This is a genomic window from Streptomyces sp. NRRL WC-3626 (assembly GCF_000718785.1).
Lineage (GTDB): Bacteria > Actinomycetota > Actinomycetes > Streptomycetales > Streptomycetaceae > Streptomyces > Streptomyces edwardsiae.
Genome location: NZ_JOCA01000010.1, coordinates 139,373 through 165,507 on the forward strand (window position 1 = coordinate 139,373; position 26,135 = coordinate 165,507).

Sequence of the window (26,135 nt, forward strand, 5' to 3'; positions counted from 1 at the left end):
CGGGCTGCGCGAACCACCCCCGGGCCACACCCACGCGTGCGGCCTCCGGTCGCGCCACCGCCGTGCACCCGCAGGCGCCGGGCCCCACACCCCCGGCCACCCTGGCGCGGGCGCAGCCCGTATGCGCCGGGCCACCCGGACGGTAAGCCCCCGACATGTGAAACCCGCCGCACCAGGGGGTGCGAAAACCCCCGCCCACCAGCGCACCCGCGCCGCCCCCCGAACGCCCGCTCCTTGTTTCGGCGCGGATGGCGCATCCTTGAGGTGTGGAGTTCCTCGGGGACGAGTCGGTCGAGCGGAAGGGGAGGGCGCAAGGGATGACTTCCGGCGCACCCGCTCATAACGCTTCGGTGCACAACCAGGGACACGGTGCCACGGACCAGAAGTCCGCAAGGCACCATGGACCGATGCGCGACGACGAGGCGGGCACTGCCCAAGGGGCGTTCGGTGCGCTCGTCCATCGCGCGGTCGACGGAGACGAGCAGGCCACGCACGATCTGCTCGCCCACGTCCACCCCCTCGCGCTGCGCTACTGCCGCACCCGCCTGTCCCGGCTCCCCGGCGACGCCCGGCACTTCGTCGAGGACCTCGCCCAGGAGGTCTGCGTCGCGGTGCTCCTCGCGCTGCCCCGCTACAAGGACACCGGCAGGCCCTTCGAGGCGTTCATCTTCGCCATCGCCTCCCACAAGGTCGCCGACCTGCAGCGCGCTGCGATGCGGCACCCCGGCTCCACGGCCGTGCCCTCCGACGAGATGCCCGAGCGCCCCGACGACTCCCTCGGCCCCGAGGAGCGCGCACTGCTCAGCAGCGACGCCGAATGGGCCAAGAAGCTGCTGGCCAGCCTCCCCGAGAACCAGCGCGAGCTGATCCTGCTGCGGATCGCCGTGGGTCTCACCGCGGAGGAGACCGGACAGATGTTGGGAATGTCACCCGGCGCGGTCAGAGTCGCCCAGCACCGCGCGCTGAGCCGGCTGCGCGCCCTGGCGGAGCAGTAAGTCCCCGCCGACATATGAACAGATGATCGGCCGTTCCCGTACGAACATACGAAGCCGGGAGCCGTACGGAACCGTGGAATGAGACACCCGCGCTTCCCGTTAGCATGGACATCCGCACCGATCAAGGCCATTTGGGGAAGGTGTCATGACTGCCAACGTCGACGGAGTGCCCGCCAAATTCGCGACACTCGGGCTGACCTACGACGACGTGCTGCTGCTGCCGGGCGCATCCGAAGTGCTCCCCAACGCGGTCGACACCTCGTCCCGCATCTCCCGCAACGTCAGGGTGAACATCCCCCTGCTCTCGGCCGCCATGGACAAGGTCACCGAGTCCCGCATGGCCATCGCCATGGCCCGTCAGGGCGGCGTCGGCGTGCTGCACCGCAACCTGTCCGTCGAGGACCAGGCCAATCAGGTCGACCTGGTGAAGCGCTCCGAGTCCGGCATGGTGACCGACCCCATCACCATCCACCCGGAGGCCACGCTCGGTGAGGCCGACGCCCTGTGCGCGAAGTTCCGCATCAGCGGCGTCCCGGTCACCGACGGCAACAAGAAGCTGCTCGGCATCGTCACCAACCGTGACATGGCCTTCGAGACCGACCGCTCCCGTCAGGTGCGCGAGGTCATGACCCCGATGCCGCTGGTCACCGGGCATGTCGGCATCTCCGGTGTCGAGGCGATGGAGCTGCTGCGCCGCCACAAGATCGAGAAGCTTCCGCTGGTCGACGACGCGGGCGTCCTCAAGGGCCTCATCACGGTCAAGGACTTCGTGAAGGCCGAGCAGTACCCCAGCGCCGCCAAGGACGCCGAAGGCCGTCTGATCGTGGGCGCCGCCGTGGGCGCCAGCCCCGAGGCCCTGGAGCGGGCCCAGGCGCTCGCCGAGGCCGGTGTGGACTTCCTGGTCGTCGACACCTCGCACGGCCACAACAGCAACGCCCTCAGCTGGATGGCGAAGATCAAGTCGAGCGTCGGCGTCGACGTGATCGGCGGCAACGTGGCCACGCGTGACGGTGCCCAGGCACTCATCGACGCCGGCGTCGACGGCATCAAGGTGGGCGTCGGCCCCGGTTCGATCTGCACCACCCGAGTCGTCGCCGGCATCGGTGTTCCGCAGGTCACGGCCATCTACGAGGCGTCCCTCGCGGCCCGCGCGGCGGGCGTCCCGCTGATCGGCGACGGCGGACTGCAGTACTCCGGCGACATCGGCAAGGCGCTCGCCGCCGGCGCCGACACCGTGATGCTGGGCAGCCTCCTCGCCGGCTGCGAGGAGTCCCCCGGCGAGCTGCAGTTCATCAACGGCAAGCAGTTCAAGTCGTACCGCGGCATGGGCTCGCTGGGCGCCATGCAGTCCCGGGGCCAGGGCCGGTCGTACTCGAAGGACCGCTACTTCCAGGCCGAGGTCGCCTCCGACGACAAGCTCGTGCCCGAGGGCATCGAGGGCCAGGTGCCCTACCGCGGCCCGCTGGCCAACGTGCTGCACCAGCTCGTCGGCGGTCTGCGCCAGACGATGGGCTACGTGGGCGCCGCGACCATCGAGGAGATGGAGTCCAAGGGCCGCTTCGTCCGCATCACGTCGGCCGGCCTCAAGGAGAGCCACCCGCACGACATCCAGATGACCGTCGAGGCACCGAACTACAGCCGCACGTAGTCAGAGGGCCTTCCAGGGCGGTCCCGGACACATCCGGGGCCGCCCTCGGCGTGTCCGTCGGGGATACTGGAAGGCGCTGCAACGCATCAGGGAAAGGCCACAGACGTGACTGAGATCGAGATCGGGCGCGGCAAGCGCGGCCGCCGGGCGTACGCCTTCGACGACATCGCCGTCGTCCCCAGCCGCCGTACGCGGGACCCGAAGGAGGTCTCGATCGCCTGGCAGATCGACGCCTACCGTTTCGAGCTGCCGTTCCTGGCCGCTCCGATGGACTCGGTCGTCTCCCCGGCCACCGCGATCCGCATCGGCGAGCTCGGCGGCCTCGGCGTGCTGAACCTCGAGGGCCTGTGGACGCGCCACGAGGACCCGCAGCCGCTGCTGGACGAGATCGTGGGCATGCCCGCCGAGGCGGCCACCCGCCGTCTCCAGGAGATCTACGCCGCTCCCATCAAGGAGGAGCTGATCGGGCAGCGCATCAAGGAGGTGCGCGACTCGGGCGTGGTCACCGCCGCCGCGCTCTCCCCGCAGCGCACCGCCCAGTTCTCCAAGGCCGTCGTCGACGCGGGTGTGGACATCTTCGTCATCCGCGGTACGACGGTGTCGGCGGAGCACGTCTCCGGGGCGCACGAGCCGCTGAACCTGAAGCAGTTCATCTACGAGCTCGACGTCCCCGTGATCGTCGGCGGCTGCGCCACCTACACGGCCGCCCTGCACCTCATGCGCACCGGTGCGGCGGGCGTCCTCGTCGGCTTCGGCGGCGGCGCCGCGCACACCACGCGCAACGTGCTCGGTATCCAGGTCCCCATGGCCACCGCGGTCGCCGACGTGGCCGCCGCCCGCCGCGACTACATGGACGAGTCCGGCGGCCGGTACGTGCACGTGATCGCGGACGGCGGTGTCGGCTGGTCCGGCGACCTGGCCAAGGCGATCGCCTGCGGCGCGGACTCCGTGATGATGGGCTCCCCGCTGGCCCGCGCGACGGACGGTCCGGGCAAGGGCCACCACTGGGGCATGGAGGCCGTCAACGAGGAGCTGCCGCGCGGCCAGAAGGTCGACCTCGGCACCGTGGGCACGCTGGAGGAGATCCTCACCGGTCCCTCCCACACCCCCGACGGCTCGATGAACCTCTTCGGCGCCCTGCGCCGCGCGATGGCCACCACTGGCTACAGCGAACTGAAGGAGTTCCAGCGCGTCGAGGTCACGGTCGCGGACTCGCAGCACCGCCGGTAGGCCCGTACGGCCTCCGACACGGCACCGAAAGGGCCGGCCACCCCGCCGGGTGACCGGCCCTTTTCGCGTGCTTGGGGGCGCGCGTGGTGTTCAGGGGGCGCGCCATGGGCCGCCACCGCAAGCCCACCGCCTGGGACCGGATCCGTCTTCGGATGGTGAAATTCCGGAGGAGGTGCATCTTGTGGCGTTACGGGAAGTGAGCGGCCACCCCTACAAGAACTAGGGGTGGATACTCCGTTCACTTCTCCGGAGCCTGCCGCAGTGTCCGCTGCGGTGGGCTCCATCTCTTGTCAACCCTACCCGTGCGGCACCCGGCCCACCACCAGCCTCCGTGGCACGCCGTTCCGTCGTGCGCCCCCCTCTCACAACCGGTGCGCCGCCCCCGTCGGAGTGGCCCCGCGGGTGTCGAGCAGGAGCTGGGCCTTCACCGACAGGCCCTGGAGGTCGTAGGTGCGGTGTTGCTGGAGGAGGATCGTCAGGTCCGCGTCGGCGGCCGCCTCGTAGAGGGAGTCCGCGCGGGGGACGGGGCGGTCGAGGACGTTCCAGGCCGGGACGTGCGGGTCGTGGTAGCTGACGGAGGCGCCCAGCTCCATCAGCCGGACCGCGATCTCCTGGGCCGGGGAGCCCTGCTGGTCGGCGAGGTCGGGCTTGTAGGTCACGCCGAGGAGCAGCACGCGTGCGCCGCGCGCGGACTTGCCGTGCTCGTTGAGGAGGGCGGCGGCGCGCTGGACGACGTAGCGCGGCATCCGGCTGTTGACCTCCTGGGCGAGCTCCGCCATGCGCAGGGTGCGGCCCGCGTGGGCGGTCAGGTCCTGGGTCACGGCGTGGCCGCCGACGCCGGGGCCGGGGCGGAAGGGGTGGAAGCCGAAGGGTTTGGTCTCCGCGCATCTGAGGACGTCCCACAGGTCGATGCCCAGGTCGTGGCAGAGGGCCGCCATCTCGTTGACGAGGGCGATGTTGACGTGCCGGAAGTTGGTCTCCAGGAGCTGTACGGTCTCGGCCTCGCGCAGGCCGCGCGCGCGGACGACCTTGTCGGTGATCCGGCCGTAGAAGGCGGCGGCCGACTCGGTGCAGGCCGGCGTGAGGCCGCCGATGACCTTCGGCGTGTTGGCGGGGGTGTGGTCGCGGTTGCCGGGGTCGACCCGGCTGGGGGAGTGGGCGAGGTGGAAATCGCGCCCCGCGCGCAGGCCCGATCCCGACTCGAGCAGCCGCAGCAGCGGCCCCTCCGTGGTCCCCGGGGGCACGGGGGATTCGAGGACGACCGTGGTGTGCGGGCGCAGCCGCGCGGCGAGGGTGCGGGCGGCCGTCTCCACCTGGCCCAGGTCGAGTCCGCCGTCCGTGCCGCGTGGCGTGGGGGCGCAGATGACCGCGGTGCGCACCCGGCCGAGCTCGGCGGCGTTGGCGGTCGTACGGAAGCCCTGGGCGAGCATGCGGCGCTGCTCGGCGGCGCTGAGGGAGCCCTCCTCGGGGCCGGTCCGGTAGCCGATGGTGGGGATGCCGGCGGCGACGGCGGCCTGGGCCAGGGGCAGGCCGTACGGGCCGAGTCCGATGACGGCGAGATCTGCGGGCATGGCGTGGGCCGTCCCTTCCATTAACCGGGGTGCGACAGGTGCGCAAGCCCTGTGGACTGGACAGGCGAGCGCAATGTCAGACTAGGAGTAAATATGACCGATATGTGGGATTGGTCGGCCGAGTCTCGGTGAGTCGTCCCGCAGGGTTATCCACAGGCTGGGGGTCCGTGGTGGCCGAAGTGGGGCATGCCGGTCAGAATCTGGGCATGAGGGTGGGGGACCGGGCTTCGCCGGACGGGTGCGGCCGATGCGACCGATGAGCGGGAGGCAGCGGTGAGGACAGCGACACTGGGGCCGGCGCAGCGCGCCGAGTCACTCGCGTCCATGGCCGAGCACGAGCTGGACGTGCTGGTGGTGGGCGGCGGCGTGGTCGGCGCCGGTACGGCGCTCGACGCCGTGACGCGCGGCCTGTCCACGGGCCTGGTCGAGGCGCGTGACTGGGCGTCGGGCACGTCCAGCCGGTCCAGCAAACTGATCCACGGTGGCCTGCGCTATCTGGAGATGCTGGACTTCGTGCTCGTCCGGGAGGCGCTGAAGGAACGCGGCCTGCTGCTGGAGCGGCTCGCTCCGCATCTCGTGCGCCCGGTGCCGTTCCTCTATCCGCTGCAGCACAAGGGCTGGGAGCGGCTGTACGCCGGAGCGGGCGTCGCGCTCTACGACACCATGGCGATGGCCCGCGGGCACGGGCGGGGCCTGCCCGTGCACCGCCATCTGACCCGCCGTCACGCGCTGCGCATAGCCCCCTGCTTGAAGAAGGACGCGCTGATCGGCGCCCTGCAGTACTACGACGCCCAGATGGACGACGCCCGCTTCGTGGCGACCCTGGTGCGCACGGCCGCCGCGTACGGCGCGAAGGTCGCCAACCGCGCGCGGGTCACCGGCTTCCTGCGCGAGGGCGAACGCGTGGTCGGCGCCCAGGTGCAGGACGTCGAGGGCGGCGGCGAGTACGAGGTCCGCGCCAGGCAGATCGTCAACGCGACCGGGGTGTGGACCGACGACACCCAGGCGATGGTCGGCGAACGCGGACAGTTCCACGTGCGGGCCTCCAAGGGCATCCACCTCGTCGTCCCCAAGGACCGGATCCACTCCACGTCCGGGCTCATCCTGCGCACCGAGAAGTCCGTGCTGTTCGTCATCCCCTGGGGCCGGCACTGGATCGTGGGCACCACGGACACCGACTGGGACCTCGACAAGGCGCACCCGGCCGCGTCCAGCGCGGACATCGACTATCTGCTGGAGCATGTGAACTCGGTGCTCGCGGTGCCGCTCACGCGGGACGACGTGCAGGGCGTGTTCGCCGGCCTGCGGCCGCTGCTCGCCGGCGAGTCGGACGCCACCAGCAAGCTGTCGCGTGAGCACACCGTGGCCCACTCCGCGCCGGGGCTCGTGGTGGTGGCGGGCGGGAAGTACACGACGTACCGGGTGATGGCCAAGGACGCGGTGGACGCGGCCGTGCACGGGCTCGACGCGCGCGTCGCCGACTGCGTCACCGAGGACACACCGCTGGTGGGAGCCGAGGGCTTCCACGCGCTGTGGAACGCGCGGGCGCGGACGGCCGCGCGGACCGGGCTGCACACGGTGCGGGTGGAGCATCTGCTGCAGCGGTACGGGACATTGGCGGAGGAGGTGCTGGCGCTGATCGCCGAGGACCCCACGCTGGGGGAGCCGTTGGGGGCGGCCGATGACTATCTGCGTGCGGAGATCACGTACGCGGCTTCGCACGAGGGGGCGCGGCATCTGGACGATGTGCTGACGCGGCGTACGCGGATCTCGATCGAGACGTTCGACCGCGGGACGCGGAGTGCGCGGGAGGCGGCGGAGTTGATGGCGCCGGTGCTGGGGTGGGACGCGGATCGGGTGGAGCGGGAGGTTCGGCACTATGAGAAGCGGGTGGAGGCCGAGCGGGAGTCCCAGCGGCAGCCGGATGACTTGACCGCGGATGCGGCGCGGTTGGGGGCGCCGGATATCTCGCCGCTCCGGTGAGGGGGGTGGCCTTTTCGCCCCCGTCGCCCTGTCCCTTCCCGACCTGGGGCTCCGCCCCGGACCCCGCGCCTCAAACGCCGGAGGGGCTGGCCCCCAGGGACCCCGCGCCCTGACGGGCACAGAACTCGGCCGTCAGCAGTGCCGGTTCCAGAGTGGGATCGGTCAACACGTCCGTGTTCACCCGGAACGTGAGGACGCGGAGGCCGTCCGGCGTCGCCGCCGTGCGGACGTAGTTGCCCGCGATGCGGCCGTTGTGCCCCCAGACCGTGGTGCCGCAGGGGAGCTTCAAGGGGTACACGCCCATGCCGTACTTCCCCTGGGCCGTGCGGGTGTCGAGCATCTCGCGCAGGGAGGAAGGGGGGAGCAGCGCTCCGGACAGCAGGGACGCGTAGAAGCGGTTCAGGTCGGCCAACGTCGTCACCAGTTCGCCCGCCGCGCCGGCCACGCGGGGGTCGAGGCGGGTGACGTCGGTTCCGTCGGGGTCGTAGGAGCGGCCGTGGGGGGAGGGGAGGGACGTGCGGGAGCCCGGGAAGGAGGTGCCTGTCAGGTGCAGCGGGGTGATGATGCGGGACCTGGCCTCGGTGGCGTAGGAGCGGCCGGTGACCTGCTCGATGATCAGGCCGAGCAGGACGTAGTTGGTGTTCGAGTAGGAGTAGCGGCCCAGGGCGGTCGGGGGGTGGGCGAGGGCGATGCGTACGGCCCGGGCAGGGGTGAGCGGGACCCTGCCCTTCGTGTCCGCCGAGAAGTCGTGGAGGCCGCTGGTGTGGGTGAGCAGGGAGCGCAGGGACAGGGCGCGGCCGTCGTTGCCGGTTCCCCGGATCAGGCCGGGGAGGTACTTCTCCACGGTGTCCGACAGTGACAGGCGGCCCTCGTCGGCCAGTTGCAGGACGACCGTCGCGACGAACGTCTTGGTGATGCTGCCGGCGCGGAAGTGGTCGGCGCGTGCGACACCCGGGCCCGCTTCCGCATAGCGGGAGCCGGTCCCTTCCACGGCCAGCAGGGCCGCCGCCGGGGCGCCGCCCCGTGTGACCAGGAGCGGAAGCGGCGTGTCCGTACGCGGGACGGCCGGGGCCGAGGACGCGGTGGGGGCCAGGGGGGCGAGCAGCGCGAGGGACACGGGAATGGCCACCAGAGCCCGGAGCGTCGGCATTCCGGCACCTCCCCGTCGGATCCTGTCGGAGGCTCATCATGCAGGCCGGGGCCGTGCGACCGTCGTCCGGGTGCCCCGTGCGGCGGGTCCGGTGCGCGGCCAGAGGCACCCTGGGCGTCGAGCACTTGTCGGGTGAGGGACAATGAAGGCTCTGTCAGGGCGGGTTGCATGAGGGGACGCATGTCGGAGGCGGAGCGGGCGGGGACATCCCGTCAGGACAAGAGCGCACGTCTCCTCGCCGGGCGGTACCGGCTGGGAGACGTGCTCGGCCGCGGCGGCATGGGCACCGTGTGGCGGGCCCAGGACGAGACCCTGGGGCGCACCGTCGCCGTCAAGGAGCTCCGCTTCCCGACGAACATCGACGAGGAGGAGAAGCGGCGGCTGATCACCCGGACCCTGCGCGAGGCCAAGGCGATCGCCCGGATCCGCAACAACAGCGCCGTCACCGTCTTCGACGTGGTCGAGGAGGACGACCGGCCCTGGATCGTGATGGAACTCGTCGACGGCAAGTCGCTCGCCGAGGCCATCCGCGAGGACGGCCTGCTGGAGCCCCGGCGCGCGGCGGAGGTCGGCCTCGCCCTCCTCGACGTACTGCGCTCCGCGCACCGTGAGGGCATCCTGCACCGTGACGTGAAGCCGTCCAACGTGCTGATCGCCGAGGACGGCCGGGTCGTACTCACCGACTTCGGCATCGCCCAGGTCGAGGGCGACCCGTCCATCACCTCCACCGGCATGCTCGTCGGCGCCCCCTCCTACATCTCCCCCGAGCGGGCCCGCGGGCACAAGCCGGGCCCCGCGGCCGACCTGTGGTCGCTCGGCGGACTGCTGTACGCGGCGGTGGAGGGCACACCCCCGTACGACAAGGGGTCCGCGATCGCCACGCTCACGGCGGTGATGACCGAACCCCTCGAGGAGCCGCAGAACGCGGGACCGCTCAGGGACGTCATCTACGGGCTGCTCAACAAAGACCCCGCCCAGCGACTCGACGACCGCGGCGCCCGCGCCATGCTGAACGCGATCCTCAACGCGCCGGAGGAGTCGGCGGAACCGGCGGACGCGACGAAGGTCGTACCGCTGCCCCCGCAGCCCGACGGGCTGTCGGGCGGCCGAAGCCAGCGCTCCGACGAGGCCGGCGACAAGCTGAAGGGCGCGCTGCGTTCCGTGCGCAAGGCCGCCGTGGCGGCCGGCTCCGCCGGTGCCGCCGCGGCAGCCCGCGCCAAGTCCGCCGGCGGAACGACCACTTCCGCCGCACCGGCCACGCCACGGGTGCCCGCAGCCCGCTCCGGCGCGAGCGCGCCCACCAGCGCCACGTCCGCCAACCCCACGGGCAGCGGCCGCAGTTCGGGCTGGCCGGTCATGACCCCGCCGGACCTGCCCGCCAGGCCCGTACCGAGGGCGCCGCTCACCGACGTGGTGCCGAAGCGGACGCTGGTCATCATCGCCGTGGTCGTCGTACTCGCCGTGCTCGCCACCGTGCTGGCCCTCACCCTCGGCGACGACGAGGGCGACAAGGCGGCAGGCGGCACCGGCGACGGCACCGTCGCCACCGGCACCCCGAGCGCCGACACCAAGGGCGACGAGAACGACGGCACCCGCACCGACGGCACCGCGACCGGGCCGGCCGGCAAGGAGACGGGGCCGGCGGCCGGAGGCGGCCGGTCCGACGACTCGGACGACTCCGCCGGTGACGAGGAGGACGACAAGGCGGAGAACGAGTCCGACGACGGCGGCGGCACCTCCGCGGCACAGACGCACAAGGGGAACCAGGGCTACTCGATCGGCCTGCCCGAGGGCTGGAAGTACCAGTCGACCGGACCCGCCGGGGACCGGTTCACCGGGCCGGGCGGGCAGAAGCTGCTCATCGGCTGGACGACCACCCCGAAGGACGACCCGGTCGCGGACTGGACGAACCAGGAACGCGCCATGGTGCGTTCCCAGTACCGGCGCATCCGTATCGAGTCGGTGGACTACCGGGGCTGGAACACGGCCGACTGGGAGTTCACCTACGTGGAGAGCGGGACCAAGTACCGGTCCATCGACCGGGGAACCGTCGTCGGCGACCGGCTCGGCTACGGGCTGATGTACACGGCCAAGGCCGCCGACTGGGACGGTGAGCAGCGCAAGGACACCTGGCGGACGCTGACGGAGACCTTCCGGGCCAAGTCCTGAGCATGAGCGGATCGCGGAATGGGGAGGCAGATGTGGCATCCCCTCTCTGCGGGTTGCCTCCGGCACGTATCGTGAAAGCTTGGACAGTACGTAGCCGGAACGGCCCGCCGGCCGAACGGAACTGACCGACCGTAGTGCCGGGGGAGGCATCGTGGACGACTACGCCGGACGGGTCCTCGCCGACCGCTACCGCCTGCCGCTGCCCCCCTCCGACGAGTACGAGCTGACCGAGACCCGCGCCTTCGACACCTACAGCGGGCAGGAGGTCCTGGTCAGACAGGTCCCGTTGCCCGAGGTCGTCGAGGCCGAGGTGCTGGACGCGGAAGGACTGCCCGAGGGATTCACCGCCCGTGACTCCGGTCCGCGGCGCAGCGGTTACGGGCCCCCGCGCGGCGGTACCCGGCGGCCCGCCGACCCGGTCGTACGGCGTGCGGTCGAGGCCGCGCAGGCGGCGGCCGCCATCCCCGACCATCCGCGCCTGGACCAGGTCTTCGACGTGTTCGCGGAGGGCGGTTCGCTGTGGATAGTCAGCGAACTCGTCGCCGCGCGCCCACTGGCCGCGATGCTCGCCGAGCAGCCGCTGTCGCCGTACCGGGCGGCGGAGATCGCGTCCGACGTGCTCACCGCGCTGCGGGTGCTGCACTCGCACGGCTGGGTGCACCGCAACATCACCGCGCGCACGGTGCTGATCTGCGACGACGGCCGGGTGATGCTCACCGGCCTCGCGGTCGGCGCGGCGGAGGAAGCCCTGTGCGGGTACGACCCCGTGCCACCCCCCGACGACGAGCCCGGACAGGACGTCGTGCCCGCACCGGGCCCGGCAGCGCCGGCGGGTGCGCCGGACCCCGGGCGCGGCCCGTCCTGGCCGCCCGGCTTCGCCGCCGACCCGGATCCCACCCCCGACGCGGCCCGCCGCGCCGCCATCGAGGCACGGACCGGACGGCTCTCCGGCGGTACGGCGGACGGTGCCCCGGCCGGCCTCACCCCCGCCGCGGCACCCAGGGCCCTCGACAGCGCGGGCGACGTACGGGCCGCCCGCGCGGGAGCGATCGCCGCGTACCGGGCCGGCGCCCGCGCCGCCGCCCGCGTGCAGGAGGCCCAGCAGAACGGCCGTACGGCCCTGCCCGCCGCCAAGGACGGCACCGCGCAGGTCACCCGGCCCGGCGACGAGCGGCCCGCCGCGATCCCGCCCGGCCGGATAGCCGACCCCTACGGCGTGGGCGGCGCCCCCGAGGCGCCCGCGGCCCTGGAACCGGCGGCGGCCGCCACCCCGCCCACCAGCTGGGACGACCTCGTGGCCCACACCCCCGCCCGCCGGGGCCCGGCCACCGCACTGGCCGCCGAACGGGCACGGCAGGCCCGTATGGCCGTCGTCGGACCCGTGACCGAGCGGTGGGCGCCCGAGCAGGCCGGGCCCGTGCACGAGAACTGGCAGCTGGCCGCCCCGATCGGCCCCGCCACCGACCTCTGGGCCCTGGGCTCCCTGCTGTTCCGGGCCGTCCAGGGGCACGCGCCCTACCCGGAGGAGTCGACGGCCGAGCTGGTGCAGCTGGTGTGCGCCGAACCGCCCGCCTTCGCCGAGGAGTGCGGGCCGCTGCGGCCGGTCGTGGAGTCGCTGCTGCGCCAGGACCCCACCGAGCGCCTCGACTTCGAGGAACTGCGCGGCTGGCTGCGTTCCCTGGTGCGCTCGGCGCCCGAGCCCGAGGCCGGTCTGAACGTCATCACGGCGCCGCCCGTCGACGCCCGCAAGCTGCCCGTCATACGGCGCCGGGGCGAGCTGGTGCGCAGGCGCCGCGCCGGGCTCCCCGCACACCACGGGCGGCACAAGCGGGCCAGACAGGACGCGGGCTCCCCGCGCCGGCTCGGCCGCGCCCTGCTTCTGCTGGTCCTGCTCGTCATGGCGGCGGCGATCGCGTACGCCATGCTGTTCCTGCCCAAGTCCGGTCAGGGCGCGCCGGACTCCGCCGACCGCACCGGAACCGCCGGTCAGGCGAGTCCCGCACCGAGCCCGAGCGCCGCACCGGACACGGAGAAGGAGTCCCCGAAACCGGAGGACACCGAGGCCTCCACCGAGACGCAGACCAACGGCCCCGACGTCGCCGACGGCTTCACCCTGGCCAAGGACCCCGAGGGCTTCCGGATCGCCGTCGCCGAGGGCTGGCAGCGCACCCCGAAGAACGGCAGCGGTCAAGTCGTCTACGCCAAGGGCGGCTTCGAGCTGATCGTCGTCCCCGGCCGGGACAGCGCGCAGAGCTACGGCAGCGACCCCATGGCCTACCAGCGCGACGACGAACGCGAGCTCCAGCCCTACCGCGACTCCAGCTGGGCCACCTCGACCGGTCTGAAGACCATCGAGGTCGGCGGACGCACCATGGCCGAGGGTCAGTTCACCTGGACGGGCAACGGCGGCGAGCTGTACGTCCGCAACCTCGCGGCGCTCATCGACGGCCGCTTCCACGTGATCCAGGTACGCGGACCGGAGTCCGAGCGGGACGAGGTGACCCGCCTCTACGAGCAGGCCGCGGCTACTTACCGGTACACCGGCTGAACCTCCGGCCACACGCATGCGCAGGCGTTTTGGTTGCCTCGCGCCTCATTGAGCGACAACTGTCACAGTGCGGTCTCCATGACACGTCGTCGGTTCCCAGGACGGGGCGGCGTATTTACGCTGACCCTGTCAAGACCATTGCGGGGCAACGTGAATCAGATGCAGGGCTCGCTCGTCGCGGGCCGCTACCGACTCGGCGAATCCATCGGGAGCGGTGGCATGGGCCGGGTGTGGCGCGCCCATGACGAGGTGCTGCACCGGGCCGTCGCGATCAAGGAACTGACGGCGGCACTCTACGTCTCCGACAGCGAACAGGCCACGCTGCTGGCGCGCACCCGCGCGGAGGCGCGGGCTGCCGCACGGATCAACCACTCCGCCGTCGTCACCGTGCACGACGTGCTGGAGCACGACGGCCGGCCGTGGATCGTGATGGAGCTGGTCGAGGGCCACTCGCTGGCCGACGCGGTGAAGGAGCGGGAACGCGTCGAACCGCGCGAGGCCGCGCGTATCGGCCTGTGGGTGCTGCGCGCGCTGCGCGCCGCCCACTCCGCCGGAGTGCTGCACCGCGACGTCAAGCCCGGCAACGTCCTCCTCGGCACGGACGGCCGGGTGCTGCTCACCGACTTCGGCATCGCGCAGATAGACGGCGACACGGCCATCACCCGCACCGGCGAGGTCGTCGGCTCGGTCGACTACCTCGCACCCGAACGGGTCCGCGGCCACGACCCGGGCCCCTCCTCCGACCTGTGGGCGCTCGGCGCGACGCTGTACACGGCGGTGGAGGGCAGGTCCCCGTTCCGCCGCACCTCGCCCCTGACCACCATGCAGGCGGTCGTCGAGGAGGAGGCCGAGGAACCACGCCACGCCGGCCCGCTCGGGCCCGTCATCACCGCACTCCTGCGCAAGGATCCGGCCGGCCGTCCCGACGCGGCCCAGGCCGAGCAGCTGCTCGCCGAGGCGGCCGAGGGACGCAGGCCACAGGCCGCGCAGGGATATGTGCCGACGCAGGCCGTCGACGCCCCCGCCCCCTTGCCGTACGACACCAGGCCCGAGGGGGCACCGCGGTATCCGCAGGGCGGGCCCACGACGGCACAGCAGCCGTACGGGCCGCCCGCCACGCCCCGCAGGCGGGTGCGCGGGCGGGTGATCGCCCTGGTCGTCGTGGTGGCCGCGCTCATCGGCGGGGGGACCGCCGTGATGCTCCAGCAGCAGGACGACCGCGGCGGTGACACCACGGCCGGCCCCTCGACGAGCCCGACCGCGACACCCGGCCCCGTGAAGACCGGCGAGACCGAATCGCCGGGGAACCTCCCCGAGGGCTGGGTGCGCCGCACCGACCCCTACGGCTTCAGCATCGTGCTGCCCGGCGAGGAGTGGGAGCGCGAGGTCTTCGACGAGGCGACCCGGCAGGTCGACTACACGCCCGACGGCGGCAAGCACTTCATCCGGATCGCCATGGACGAGGCGCCCGACTTCGACGACCCGTACGAGCACCTGAGTTCGCTGGACCAGCAGATCGGGGAGCGTCTGGTCGCCTACCAGCGGGTGGGCCTGGACCGTCGCGTCTACCGGGACCGTGACAGCGCCCGGCTGGAGTACAGCTGGACCGCGCTGGCCAAGGACACCGAGTTCCCGGGGCCGCGTCAGGCGGTCGACCAGATGTACATCTCGCGGGACGGGATCGAGTACGCGATCTACATGTCGGGGCCGGCCGAGGACTGGGCCACGACCGGCGCACAGTTCGAGACAGTCCTCAAGGGCTGGCGCGAGCCCTGACCTCCGGGGCGGGACCGGGCGTCACCGCTTGGCCGAATCGCCGTACCGGAGGGAGCGCATCCGGTGGGGCATGATGGGCCCATGGGGACCGACGGGGACGCAGAGAACGCGACCGCGAGGACCAACGGCCGTGTCATAGCGGGTCGTTACCGGCTGGAGGCGAGGCTCGGGCGCGGCGGAATGGGCGTCGTCTGGCGGGCCACCGATCAGCTGCTCGGGCGGGGTGTCGCCGTCAAGGAACTGCCCCTCGACGAGACGCTGTCCGCGGCGGACGCCCGGCGGCAGCGGGACCGCACCCTGCGGGAGGCGCGTGCGCTGGCCCAGCTGAGCCACCCGCACATCATCGTCGTCCACGACGTCGTCGAGGACGACGACCGCCCGTACATCGTCCTGGAGCTGATCGACGGGCCGTCCCTCGCCGACCGGATCGCCGAACAGGGCCCGGTCGACGCGGCGGAGGCCGCCCGGATCGGCGTCGACCTGCTCGCCGCGCTGCGCGCCGCCCATACGGCCGGTGTGCTGCACCGCGACCTCAAGCCCGCCAACGTCCTGCTGGAGAACGGCACCGACCGGGTCGTCCTCACCGACTTCGGCATCGCCCGCGTGTCGGGCTCCACCACGCTCACCGAGACCGGCACCTTCGTCGGCTCGCCCGAGTACACCGCCCCCGAGCGGATGTCCGGCGCCAGGACGGGCCCCGAGTCCGACCTGTGGTCGCTGGGCGCGCTGCTGTGCACGGCGCTCAGCGGCGAGTCGCCGTTCCGGCGGGACTCCCTCGGCGGGGTCCTGCACGCGGTCGTCGTCGACGAGATCCGGCCGCCCACCCAGGCGGAGCCGATCCTGCCGGTCGTACGCGGCCTGCTGGAGCGCGACCCCGACCGCCGCCTCGACGCGGACCGGGCCGAACGGATGCTGCGGACCTTTCGCGAGACGGGCCGTACGCCGGAGTCCGCGCCGCCCGGACTGCTGCCCCCGCAACCCCGCAGGCGAACCCCGGTGCGGCAGGAGGAACCGCGGGAGCGTCCCGTACGGCGGCAGCCCGCGAAAGGCACCCTCGTCGCCGCGCTGGCGGTCGCCGCGATGGCCGGCGCGGGCGTGTCGGCGGCCGCGCTGCTCACCCAGGACCGGGGCGGCGACGGAGGCGGTACGCCGACGAGCACCGCGCCCGAGACACCCGCGAGCCCCACCGGGTCCCCGAGCCCCTCGCCCACGGACTCGGCCACCGGGACGCAAAGCCCCGTAAACGGGAGATAAGTTCCCGCGCGAGTCACGGGTCTGTGACCGGTCGGTGTTCGAAGTGGATACGTGAGGGCTTGGCGCGATATGGATGGACCATGAGCAGCAACGGGGGAGCCCGCCACGGGGCCGACGAGCCGACCAGTTTCGGCCTGCAACCGCCGAACCCGAACCCGCCCGCGTCGGTGCCGCATCCCGACAACCCGTACGCGGCGCCGACCGCGGTGGTTCCGGCGCCGGCGCAGCCGCGGACGCCGGACGAACCGGGCGCCGGCCGCCTGATCGCGGGCCGTTACCGGCTGCTCTCCAAGCTCGGACACGGCGGCATGGGCACGGTGTGGCGGGCCAAGGACGAGACCGTGGACCGCGAGGTCGCCGTCAAGGAACCCCGCGTCCCGGACCACCTTCCCGAACGTGAACGCTCCAACGCCTTCGAACGGATGCGCCGCGAGGCCCGCGCCGCCGCCCGGCTCGACCATCCCGCGGTGGTCGACGTCCACGACGTCGCCGTGGTGGACGGCCGGCCGTGGATCGTGATGGAGCTGGTCCAGGGCCGCTCGCTGGGCGCCGTACTGCAGGACGAGGGCACCCTCCCCGCGCGCGAGGCCGCCAGGGTCGGCCTGGAGGTGCTCGGCGCGCTGGAGGCCGCGCACGCGGCCGGCATCCTGCACCGGGACGTCAAGCCGGACAACGTGCTGCTGGGCCGGTACGACCGGGTCGTCCTCACCGACTTCGGCATCGCCCAGATCGAGGGCGAGACCAATCTGACCGACACCGGCGGCTTCGTCGGTTCGCCCGAGTACATCGCCCCGGAACGGGTGCTGGGCCAGCGCCCCGGCCCCGCCTCCGACCTGTGGTCGCTCGGCGTGGTGCTGTACGCGGCGACGGAGGGCGTGTCCCCGTTCCGCCGCAGCAACACGCCCGCCACCCTCCAGTCGGTCCTCAACGCCACCCCGGCGGCGCCCGCCGCCGCGCAGGGGCCGCTGGCCGACGTCATCACCGGGCTGCTGCAGAAGGACCCGGCACGCCGTCCGAACGCCGCCCAGGTCCGCGCCGCACTCGAGACGGCCGCGAACCCGCCCGCCCCCGTGCCCACCCAGGTCGTCCGGGTCGCCGACGGCGGCAAGGGCGTACGGATCGGCCGCAAGACGCTGCTGGCGCTCGGCGCGGCGGTCGTCGCGGGAGCGGTGGCCGCCTACCTGGTGATCGCCGACCCGTTCGCGGGACCGCTGCCGGACGGCTGGAAGCGGCACGACCTCGGGGACCGGGTGGGTTCCGCCATCGCGGTGCCGGCGGGCTTCGTCAAGGAGGAACCGCCCGAGGACGCGGACGGGACCTCCGCCGCCTTCAGCGATCCGAGCGGCCTGGTGCGGGTCGAGGTGGACCGTGACCTCAAGGCCGAGGACGAGACCGGTGAGATCCCGGGCTCGGCCTCCGAGCAGGCCTTCGCCCACTGGGAGGAGCTCAGGGACGGCGACTACAGCGCCGGCGTCGCCGCGACCCCCGCCCCGAAGGGCAAGCCGCGCGAGACCACGTACAAGGACCACGAGGCCGCTTCGAACACCGTCGTCTTCACGACGACCACCAATCCGCCGGTGGTGCGCGAGGTGCGGGCCCTGTACTACCGCAACAAGGACGGTGACATGTACCGGCTGTGGATCAACTACCCCGGCAAGGGCCACTTCACCGAGGACGGCCGCGAGATCGCCCGGACGGTCATCGACTCGTGGGACATCCACAAGCTCTGAGGCGGGCATCGTCCGTCAACGCCCTGATCAGGGGCTTTGTTGCCAGCGTTCACTGGCGATGTGTGAGCGGACGGTGAATCCGTTACCGACGGGTACACAAAGTGTTCCGGCGGGCATACCCTGCGGCTCATGACGGACGCGCAGACCCGGGAAACGACCGGTACCAATCCCCTCGCCCCGGCGCCGCAGGGTGCCCGCACCGCCTCCGACGTGGTCACGCCGGAGCTGGTCGCCCAGCTCACCAAGGGCGTGGCCGGCTCCGGACGGACCGCGAGCCATTCGCCGTTCACCGGCGAGATCCTCGCCGACCTGCCCGAATCGACGCCCGAGGACGTGGCGGAGGCCTTCGGTGCCGCCCGCGCCGCCCAGGCGGTCTGGGCGGCGACCCCGGTACGGCAGCGCGCCGCCGTGCTGCTGCGCTTCCACGATCTGGTGCTGGCCCGCCAGGCCGAGGTGCTCGACCTCATCCAGCTGGAGACCGGCAAGGCCCGCCTGCACGCCCACGAGGAGGTGCTCGCCGTCGCCGTCGCCGCCCGCCACTACGGCCGCCGTGCCGCCGCCTACCTCCGCCCCAAGCGGCACGCGGGCGCCATCCCGGCCCTGACGAAGGTCACCGAACTGCGCCACCCGCGCGGTGTGGTCGGCCAGATCGCCCCCTGGAACTACCCCCTCGAACTCTCCGTCGGCGACGCCCTCCCGGCGTTCGTCGCGGGCAACGCGGTCGTGATGAAGCCCGACACGGAGACCTGCCTCACCGCCCTGTGGGCCCGTGACCTGCTGATCGAGGCCGGACTGCCCGCCGACGTCTTCCAGGTCGTCCTCGGCGAGGGCCCCGTCGTCGGCCCCGAGGTCGTCAGGCACGCCGACTACGTCTCCTTCACCGGCTCCACCCGCACCGGCCGCGAGGTCGCCCAAAGCGCCGCCGCCCGCCTGGTCGGCGTCTCCCTCGAACTCGGCGGCAAGAACGCCATGCTGGTCCTCGAGGACGCCGACCTCGACAAGGCCGCCGCGGGCGCCGTCCGCGCCTGCTTCTCCTCCGCCGGCCAGCTGTGCATCTCCATCGAGCGGCTGTACGTCCACGAGTCCGTCGCCGACGCCTTCCTGGAGCGGTTCGCCGCCCGCACCAAGGCGCTCCGCCTCGGCACCTCCCTCGCCTACGGCGCCGACATGGGCTCCCTGGTCGGGCAGCGCCAGCTCGACGCCGTCATCCGGCACGTGGACGACGCCGTCGCCCAGGGTGCCAAGGTCCTCGCGGGGGGCGCGGCCCGCCCCGACATCGGCCCCTACTTCTACGAGCCGACCATCCTCGACGGCGTCGGCGCTCCCATGAGCGTCTGCACCGAGGAGACCTTCGGCCCGGTCGTCTCCATCTACCGCTTCTCCTCCGACGACGAGGCGGTCGAGCGCGCCAACTCCACGCCGTACGGCCTGAACTCCTCCGTCTGGACGGGCGACGCCCGGCGCGGCCGCGAGATCGCCGCCCGGCTGCGCACCGGCACGGTGAACATCAACGAGGGGTACGCGCCCGCGTACGGCAGTGTCCAGTCGCCCATGGGCGGCATGAAGGACTCCGGCCTCGGCCGCCGGCACGGCTCCGAGGGCATCCTCAAGTACACCGAGGCCCAGACGGTTGCCCAGCAGCGGCTGCTCCCGATGGCCCCTTCGCTGGGGATGGACGACGAGAGGTACGCGGCGTTCATGAGCCGCAGCCTGAGGGTGATGAAGGCGTTCCGGTTCAGGTGAGCACCCCAGGGGCGCGGGGCTGAATCGATACGCGGCTCCGCCGCGTGAGCGCGCCCGACCGACGACGATCCGCACGCGAACTCAGAGGGGGAGCCCCCGTGTCCCAAGACGCTTACGACTACGACGTCCTCGTCGTAGGCTCCGGCTTCGGCGGCTCCGTGACCGCCCTCCGTCTGACGGAGAAGGGCTACACCGTCGGCGTCCTGGAGGCCGGCCGCCGCTGGACCCGGCAGACCCTGCCGAAGAACTCCTGGGACCTGAGGAACTACCTCTGGGCGCCGAAACTCGGCATGTACGGCATCCAGCGCATCCACCTGCTCGGCAATGTCATGGTGCTGGCGGGCGCGGGCGTCGGCGGCGGCTCCCTGAACTACGCCAATACGCTCTACATACCGCCCAAGCCGTTCTTCGACGACCCCCAGTGGGGGCACATCACCGACTGGCAGGACGAACTGGCCCCGTACTACGACCAGGCCAAGCGCATGCTCGGCGTACGGCTCAATCCCACGATGACCCCGTCCGACGTGCATCTGAAGGCGGCGGCCGAACGGATGGGCGTGGGCGACAGCTTCCACATGGCGCCGGTCGGCGTCTTCTTCGGCGACGGCGAGGACGCCGACGGTACGGCGAAGGCGGAGCCGGGACACGAGGTGCCGGACCCGTACTTCGGCGGGGCGGGTCCGTCGCGCCGCGCCTGTACCGAGTGCGGCGAGTGCATGACCGGCTGCCGGCACGGCGCGAAGAACACCCTCAACGAGAACTACCTCCACCTCGCCGAGAAGGCGGGCGCGGTGGTGCATCCGATGACGACGGCCGTCTCGGTCACGGAGGACTCGCGGGGCGGGTTCGCCGTCGCCACGCTCCCGACCGACGACCGCCGCAAGGGTGAGGGCCGTACCTTCCGGGCCCGCCGGGTCGTCCTGGCCGCCGGCACCTACGGCACCCAGACCCTGCTGCACCGGATGAAGGCGGGCGGGCAACTGCCGTACCTCTCCGAGAAGCTGGGCGAGCTGACCCGTACCAACTCCGAGGCCCTCGTCGGCGCGCAGACCGACGACCGCCGTTACCGCAAGGCCACGGGCGCGCCGAAGGCCGACTTCACCCGCGGTGTGGCCATCACGTCGTCGGTCCACCCCGACGCGAACACCCATATCGAGCCGGTCCGCTACGGCCGCGGCTCCAACTCGATGGGCGGGCTGTCCATCCTCCAGGTGCCGTACGCGGGCGGCGGCTCGGGCGCGGGCCGGGTCCTCGGCTGGCTGGGCAACGCCGCCCGGCACCCCTGGCTGCTGCTCCGTTCGCTGTCCAACCGCCGCTGGTCGGAGCGGACCATCATCGGCCTGGTGATGCAGTCGCTGGACAACTCCCTGACGACGTACCTCAAGCCGTCCGGGGCGGGCCGGGGCCTGCTCACCGCGAGGCAGGGGCACGGCGCCCCCAACCCCAAGCAGATCAAGGCGGCATCGGACGGCGCGTCGGCGCTGGCGGCCGAGATCAACGGCTTCGCCGGCTCCAACGTCGGCGAGCTGACGGGGATGCCGCTGACCGCCCATTTCCTGGGCGGCTGCCCGATCGGCGCCTCCCGCGAGACCGGCGTGATCGACCCGTACCACCGCCTCTACGGCCACCCCGGCATCTCGGTCGTGGACGGGGCGGCGGTCTCGGCGAACCTGGGCGTCAACCCCTCCCTGACCATCACGGCACAGGCGGAGCGGGCGATGTCGTACTGGCCCAACCGGGACGAGGCCGACCCGCGCCCCCGGCAGGGCGAGCCCTACCGCCGCCTGGAGCCGGTCGCACCGAACTCCCCGACGGTCCCGGCGGAGGCCTTCGGCGCCCTGAGACTGCCGTTCCTGGGGATGCCCGCGGTGCCGCCGAAGCGGGACTGAGTCCCCTGGGCGGGAAGGGCCGGACAAGGAAGAAGGACCTGTGCCCCCCTCCGAGCTCAGGTCCCTCTCCCCAGTCCATGTGGTCCATGTGGTCCGCGAGGATGTCAGTGAGTGTGATCAACCAGGCGGGCGGATGGTTGTCCTGACGATCAGCGGTTTTTCGTGTGAGCTGGATCACATGTGAGTCGTGATCATCGCTGGCGTACGCTCGCCGCCTACGACCGCCGTCGAGAGAGAGTCCGCGAGCCCGTGGCCGAGCAGCCGTCCGAAGAGCACAGACCGGAGTCCTCCTCTCTCCCCGACGACGTCTGGGAGAAGTTCGTCGAGGACAGTGAGCGCGACATCCGCGCCTCCGCGCCGAAGGAACCGTCGGCGCGGGCGCGCATGGTGACCGAGCGGCTGCGGGCGATGGACGAGGCGCAGGCGAGGGCGGCCGCGGGCGGCAGGCGCCGTACGGGCGGGAAGCGGAGGACGGCGCCGCCCGCCCGGCCCGACGGCTGGCGTGCGAGCCCGCCCCTGCGGGTCCTGGAGCGCCCCACCTCGCGGCGGCGCCGGATCTGGAGCGTGGCCGGGATCGTGGTGGCCGTGGTGCTGGCCGTGGTCGTCGTCAATCCGTCCGCCGCGCTGTCCTGGCTGCCCGGAAGCCTTGGCGAGGACGAGGCGCCTGCGGCCGACGCCACTCCGCTCGCCCCCGAGACCGGCCGGCCCGGTGCCGCGCCCTCCGACGCCCCCGCCGGCACCCCCACGCGGGCGAAGCCGTACGCCGGGTCCCCCGCCGCCCGGTGGGAGGCCGGAGCGGACGCCATCCGGCCGCCCGTGGCGACGGCCGTGGGCGGGGTCCCCGCCGACCGGATCCGGGCCGCGCTGAACGGCACGAAGGATTTCCTGGTCGCCGCCCACCTCGATCCCGCCGTCCTGAAGGGCGAGCGGCCGGTGAAGGCGCTGGATCTCGTGGACCCGGCGGAGAAGGAGTTCCTCGCCGATCTGCGCGACGCCCTGCGCGAGCCCACGGAGAAGAACGACCCGGTGTGGACGTTCACCCGCTTCGATCCCGCGGAGGTCGAACTCGCGGGCGAGGTGCGGGTGCGGGGCCGTATGACGGTCGAGCCCGTGAAGGGGGCCGCCGGGCGGGCCGTGATCAAGGCCGACTACACCTTCGTGTATCCGATGGCCCGTGCCGGGGGCGGTGACGACGAGGTGAGCAGGGCCGTCGTCCGCCGCACGGTCGAGGTGGAGGCCGTGGACCCGGCAAGGTTCCAGGCCGCCGAGGGTCACATCTGGATCACCGATGTCAACGGCGAGATATCCAACGACGACTGCCGGGACGGTGACGGCGTCATCCGCCCGCAGTTCTTCGCCGACCGGCACCGGAGTTCCGAGCCGTCCGGCCCGAAGCGCGACCCGTACGACCGCAGCCGGAGCCTGGACGGCGCGGCGGACTGCGGAGTCGTGACCCGCACCTGAGCCGTACGGGCCGCCGGGCCTCGCTCTCCGCGGCCGTACGGGCCGCCCGGCCTCGCCCTCCGCGGGCAATCGTGCCGCAGGGCGGCACGGGTGGGCGCGACGGCACCCCGCAAGCGCCGGGCCGCGCGAACACCCCCCGCCCCACCCCCACGCGCGGCACCCCCCAGGCGCGGGGCCGCGCGAGCATCCCCTCCCCGCGCAGCGAAACCGCAGGTTCAGATCCGGCCCCGGCACAGCTCCAGCAGGGTCATCGCAAGCGTCGTACCCGGCTTGCCCAGCGCGTCCCGGTAATGGGCGAGAACCTCCATCTCACGGGAGAGGTTCACACGCCGACCGCCGGAGGCGATCCGTTCCTTCTGGATGACGGCCGACACGGCCATCCGCTCCTGCATCAGCCCGATGATCCGATCATCGAGCGCGTCGATCCGTTCACGCGCACCGCTGATCAGCTCAGCTGCCTCGCTGGTACGCGCGCCGGTCTTCTCGGTCGGGGTGGTGGTCATCTCGGGGCTCCTCGGTGAGGTGAATCGTCGGCCTCGGTGCCCCGGAGCGGCAAGACCCGGAGGAGAACGCCAGACGCCCCGGACCTTGTCGGCCCGGGGCGCCTGGGAAGTCGCTTGTCAGTTGCTCAAGCAGCACGACCATGGCAGCCGGCGGGCCGGTTGCCATAGGTAAAGAGGAAGGTCGGGTGCGTGAGCATGGCCCCAGTATGCCCAAACGGGCGCGCCCGTCCAACCCGGGTCGCATGCTGAGACGGCCCCCGCGCCCGGTGGCGGGACGGGCCCTCCTCCCGCCTCGGTAGACTCGGGAGGCACAAGCCCCCGCCCCACCGCCGGAAGGCACCTCGTGTCATCAGCGTCTCCCGCTGCCAACGCGCCCGACACCGTCCTGGTCGTCGACTTCGGCGCGCAGTACGCCCAGCTCATCGCCCGTCGCGTCCGCGAGGCGCGGGTCTACAGCGAGATCGTGCCGAGCACCATGCCGGTCGAGGAGATCCTCGCCAAGAACCCCGCGGCGATCATCCTGTCCGGCGGCCCCTCGTCCGTGTACGAGGAGGGCGCCCCCCGCCTCGACCGCGCGCTCTTCGAGGCCGGCGTCCCCGTCTTCGGCATGTGCTACGGCTTCCAGCTCATGGCGCAGAGCCTGGGCGGCCAGGTGGACAACACCGGCGCCCGCGAGTACGGCCGTACGGATCTGCACGTCTCCAGGAGCTCCTCCACCCTCTTCGAGGGCACCCCGGACGAGCAGGCCGTCTGGATGTCGCACGGCGACGCCTGCTCCGCCGCCCCCGAGGGCTTCACCGTCACCGCGTCGACGGACGTCGTCCCGGTCGCCGCGTTCGAGAACGACGACAAGAAGCTCTACGGCGTCCAGTACCACCCCGAGGTGATGCACTCCACGCACGGACAGCAGGTGCTGGAGCACTTCCTGTACCGGGGCGCGGGCCTCACCCCGAACTGGACCACCGGCAACGTGATCGAGGAGCAGGTCGCCGCGATCCGCGAGCTGGTCGGCGACAAGCGGGCGATCTGCGGTCTGTCCGGCGGTGTGGACTCCGCCGTCGCCGCCGCTCTCGTCCAGAAGGCCATCGGCTCCCAGCTGACCTGCGTGTACGTCGACCACGGTCTGATGCGCAAGGGCGAGACCGAGCAGGTCGAGAAGGACTTCGTGGCCGCGACCGGCGTTCAGCTGAAGGTCGTGGACGCGGAAGAGCGGTTCCTGGACGCGCTGAAGGGCGTCTCCGACCCCGAGCAGAAGCGGAAGATCATCGGCCGCGAGTTCATCCGGGTCTTCGAGCAGGCCCAGGCCGAGATCATCGCCGACGCGGGCCCCGCCGTGGAGTTCCTGGTCCAGGGCACCCTCTACCCGGACGTCGTCGAGTCCGGCGGCGGCACCGGCACCGCCAACATCAAGTCCCACCACAACGTGGGCGGACTGCCCGAGGACCTCGAGTTCCAGCTGATCGAGCCGCTGCGCCAGCTGTTCAAGGACGAGGTCCGCATGGTCGGCCAGGAGCTCGGCCTGCCGGACGAGATCGTCCAGCGCCAGCCGTTCCCCGGCCCCGGCCTCGGTATCCGCATCGTCGGCGAGGTCACCAAGGAGCGGCTCGACCTGCTCCGCGAGGCCGACGCCATCGCCCGCGAGGAACTGACCTCGGCCGGCCTGGACCGCGACATCTGGCAGTGCCCGGTCGTCCTGCTCGCCGACGTGCGGTCGGTGGGCGTCCAGGGCGACGGCCGCACCTACGGCCACCCGATCGTGCTGCGCCCCGTCTCCAGCGAGGACGCCATGACCGCCGACTGGTCGCGGCTGCCGTACGACGTCCTCGCGAAGATCTCCACCCGGATCACCAACGAGGTGCGGGACGTCAACCGCGTGGTCCTCGACGTCACCTCCAAGCCGCCGGGGACCATCGAGTGGGAGTGACCCTCACGGGTCAGGTCCGTTTGAGGGTGCGCACCGGCTCTCCGGGCTTCCAGACCTGGACGACCAGATACTTCTCGTCCTCGACGTAGGTCCGTACGACCTCCGTCAGCCCGGTGCGGAAGAGGTGGAACGGCTCCGGCGGTTCCACCTCTTCGGTGTACCGGCCCCGGGTCTCCGTGTCGTCGTCGGCGATCTCGACCGCCCGGCCGGCGACCCGCACGTCACCGCCGCCCATGCCGGTGCCCGCGCCCGGGTTCGCCTGGAGCGCGAAGCGCGGGTCGCGGCGCAGATCGTGCGCCTTGAGCGAGTCCGGCATCATGCCGAGCCACAGCTCGCCGTCCAGGAAGCGCACCTCCAGGCCGCTGGTGCGGGGCGAGCCGTCCTTGCGCAGGGTCGCCAGAACGTGGTGCGTGTGCGCGGCGAACCGCTCCTCCACCGTCTTCGCGAGGTCCGGTTCGGCGGCGGTGAAGGCCGCCCAGTTCGTCTCCATGGGCCGAGTGTGGCGGGGATACCGGACATCCTGTGTCGGGTATCGGCGGTGTCCTCCGGATGGAGCAG

At 72.3% G+C, this 26,135-nt stretch carries 17 protein-coding genes; 13 read left to right on the forward strand and 4 right to left on the reverse strand.

Translation table 11 applies throughout. The features are described from left to right. Positions 1-407: 407 nt before the first annotated feature. The 3 genes from IF28_RS0118295 to IF28_RS0118305 all read left to right on the forward strand — a co-directional run bounded on the left by IF28_RS0118295 (position 408) and on the right by IF28_RS0118305 (position 3,873). Complete coding sequence (locus IF28_RS0118295; protein ID WP_030221188.1) at positions 408-995, forward strand: sigma-70 family RNA polymerase sigma factor; 588 nt, start codon at positions 408-410, stop codon at positions 993-995. A gap of 145 nt (positions 996-1,140) precedes the next feature. After that, a complete protein-coding gene (gene guaB / locus IF28_RS0118300) occupies positions 1,141-2,643 on the forward strand; it encodes an IMP dehydrogenase (protein ID WP_030221191.1) in 1,503 nt (500 codons plus the stop codon). Between the two features lie 105 nt (positions 2,644-2,748). After that, positions 2,749-3,873 (forward strand): GuaB3 family IMP dehydrogenase-related protein, encoded by a 1,125-nt coding sequence (locus IF28_RS0118305; RefSeq protein ID WP_030221193.1) that lies wholly within the window; start codon positions 2,749-2,751, stop codon positions 3,871-3,873. A 362-nt stretch (positions 3,874-4,235) separates the two neighbouring features. On the opposite strand, the gene IF28_RS0118310 is transcribed toward IF28_RS0118305, so the two are convergent. Continuing rightward, the gene (locus IF28_RS0118310) at positions 4,236-5,444 is read right to left on the reverse strand and encodes a nucleotide sugar dehydrogenase (protein ID WP_030221197.1); all 1,209 of its coding nucleotides are present in this window, start codon (positions 5,442-5,444) and stop codon (positions 4,236-4,238) included. Positions 5,445-5,717: 273 nt separating this feature from the next. Here IF28_RS0118310 and IF28_RS0118315 point away from each other — a divergent pair, with 273 nt between their 5' ends. Further along, on the forward strand, positions 5,718-7,427 hold the full coding sequence (locus IF28_RS0118315) for a glycerol-3-phosphate dehydrogenase/oxidase (RefSeq protein ID WP_030221200.1): 1,710 nt from the start codon (positions 5,718-5,720) through the stop codon (positions 7,425-7,427). Between the two features lie 70 nt (positions 7,428-7,497). Here the strand turns inward: IF28_RS0118315 and IF28_RS0118320 are convergent, their stop codons facing one another. Continuing rightward, positions 7,498-8,577, reverse strand: coding sequence for a serine hydrolase domain-containing protein (locus IF28_RS0118320; protein WP_051713783.1), 1,080 nt, complete (start codon positions 8,575-8,577; stop codon positions 7,498-7,500). Between the two features lie 180 nt (positions 8,578-8,757). Here IF28_RS0118320 and IF28_RS0118325 point away from each other — a divergent pair, with 180 nt between their 5' ends. From IF28_RS0118325 to IF28_RS0118360, 8 genes are all read left to right on the forward strand, one after another. Further along, positions 8,758-10,746 carry a serine/threonine-protein kinase gene (locus IF28_RS0118325; protein WP_030221205.1) on the forward strand — a complete coding sequence of 663 codons (1,989 nt, stop codon included), beginning with the start codon at positions 8,758-8,760 and terminating at the stop codon, positions 10,744-10,746. 151 nt (positions 10,747-10,897) lie between these two features. After that, a complete protein-coding gene (locus IF28_RS0118330) occupies positions 10,898-13,294 on the forward strand; it encodes a protein kinase domain-containing protein (protein ID WP_234325242.1) in 2,397 nt (798 codons plus the stop codon). Positions 13,295-13,453: 159 nt separating this feature from the next. After that, positions 13,454-15,070, forward strand: coding sequence for a serine/threonine-protein kinase (locus tag IF28_RS0118335; protein ID WP_030221211.1), 1,617 nt, complete (start codon positions 13,454-13,456; stop codon positions 15,068-15,070). 81 nt (positions 15,071-15,151) lie between these two features. Beyond that, entirely contained in the window at positions 15,152-16,324 is a 1,173-nt protein-coding gene (locus IF28_RS0118340; protein WP_037893517.1) for a serine/threonine-protein kinase, read from the forward strand. A gap of 80 nt (positions 16,325-16,404) precedes the next feature. Next, positions 16,405-18,054, forward strand: a complete 1,650-nt coding sequence (locus IF28_RS0118345; protein ID WP_030221216.1) for a serine/threonine-protein kinase — start codon at positions 16,405-16,407, stop codon at positions 18,052-18,054. 129 nt (positions 18,055-18,183) lie between these two features. After that, positions 18,184-19,797, forward strand: a complete 1,614-nt coding sequence (locus IF28_RS0118350) for a succinic semialdehyde dehydrogenase (protein ID WP_030221219.1) — start codon at positions 18,184-18,186, stop codon at positions 19,795-19,797. Between the two features lie 98 nt (positions 19,798-19,895). Further along, positions 19,896-21,686: a GMC family oxidoreductase gene (locus tag IF28_RS0118355; protein ID WP_030221222.1), complete on the forward strand. Its 1,791-nt coding sequence runs from the start codon at positions 19,896-19,898 to the stop codon at positions 21,684-21,686. Between the two features lie 180 nt (positions 21,687-21,866). After that, positions 21,867-23,150 carry a hypothetical protein gene (locus IF28_RS0118360; protein ID WP_234325244.1) on the forward strand — a complete coding sequence of 428 codons (1,284 nt, stop codon included), beginning with the start codon at positions 21,867-21,869 and terminating at the stop codon, positions 23,148-23,150. 215 nt (positions 23,151-23,365) lie between these two features. On the opposite strand, the gene IF28_RS0118365 is transcribed toward IF28_RS0118360, so the two are convergent. Next, entirely contained in the window at positions 23,366-23,653 is a 288-nt protein-coding gene (locus IF28_RS0118365) for a chorismate mutase (protein ID WP_030221233.1), read from the reverse strand. Between the two features lie 343 nt (positions 23,654-23,996). Here IF28_RS0118365 and guaA point away from each other — a divergent pair, with 343 nt between their 5' ends. Further along, positions 23,997-25,577, forward strand: a complete 1,581-nt coding sequence (gene guaA, locus IF28_RS0118370; protein ID WP_030221235.1) for a glutamine-hydrolyzing GMP synthase — start codon at positions 23,997-23,999, stop codon at positions 25,575-25,577. 10 nt (positions 25,578-25,587) lie between these two features. On the opposite strand, the gene IF28_RS0118375 is transcribed toward guaA, so the two are convergent. After that, entirely contained in the window at positions 25,588-26,067 is a 480-nt protein-coding gene (locus tag IF28_RS0118375; RefSeq protein ID WP_030221237.1) for a pyridoxamine 5'-phosphate oxidase family protein, read from the reverse strand. Between the last annotated feature and the right edge of the window lie 68 nt (positions 26,068-26,135).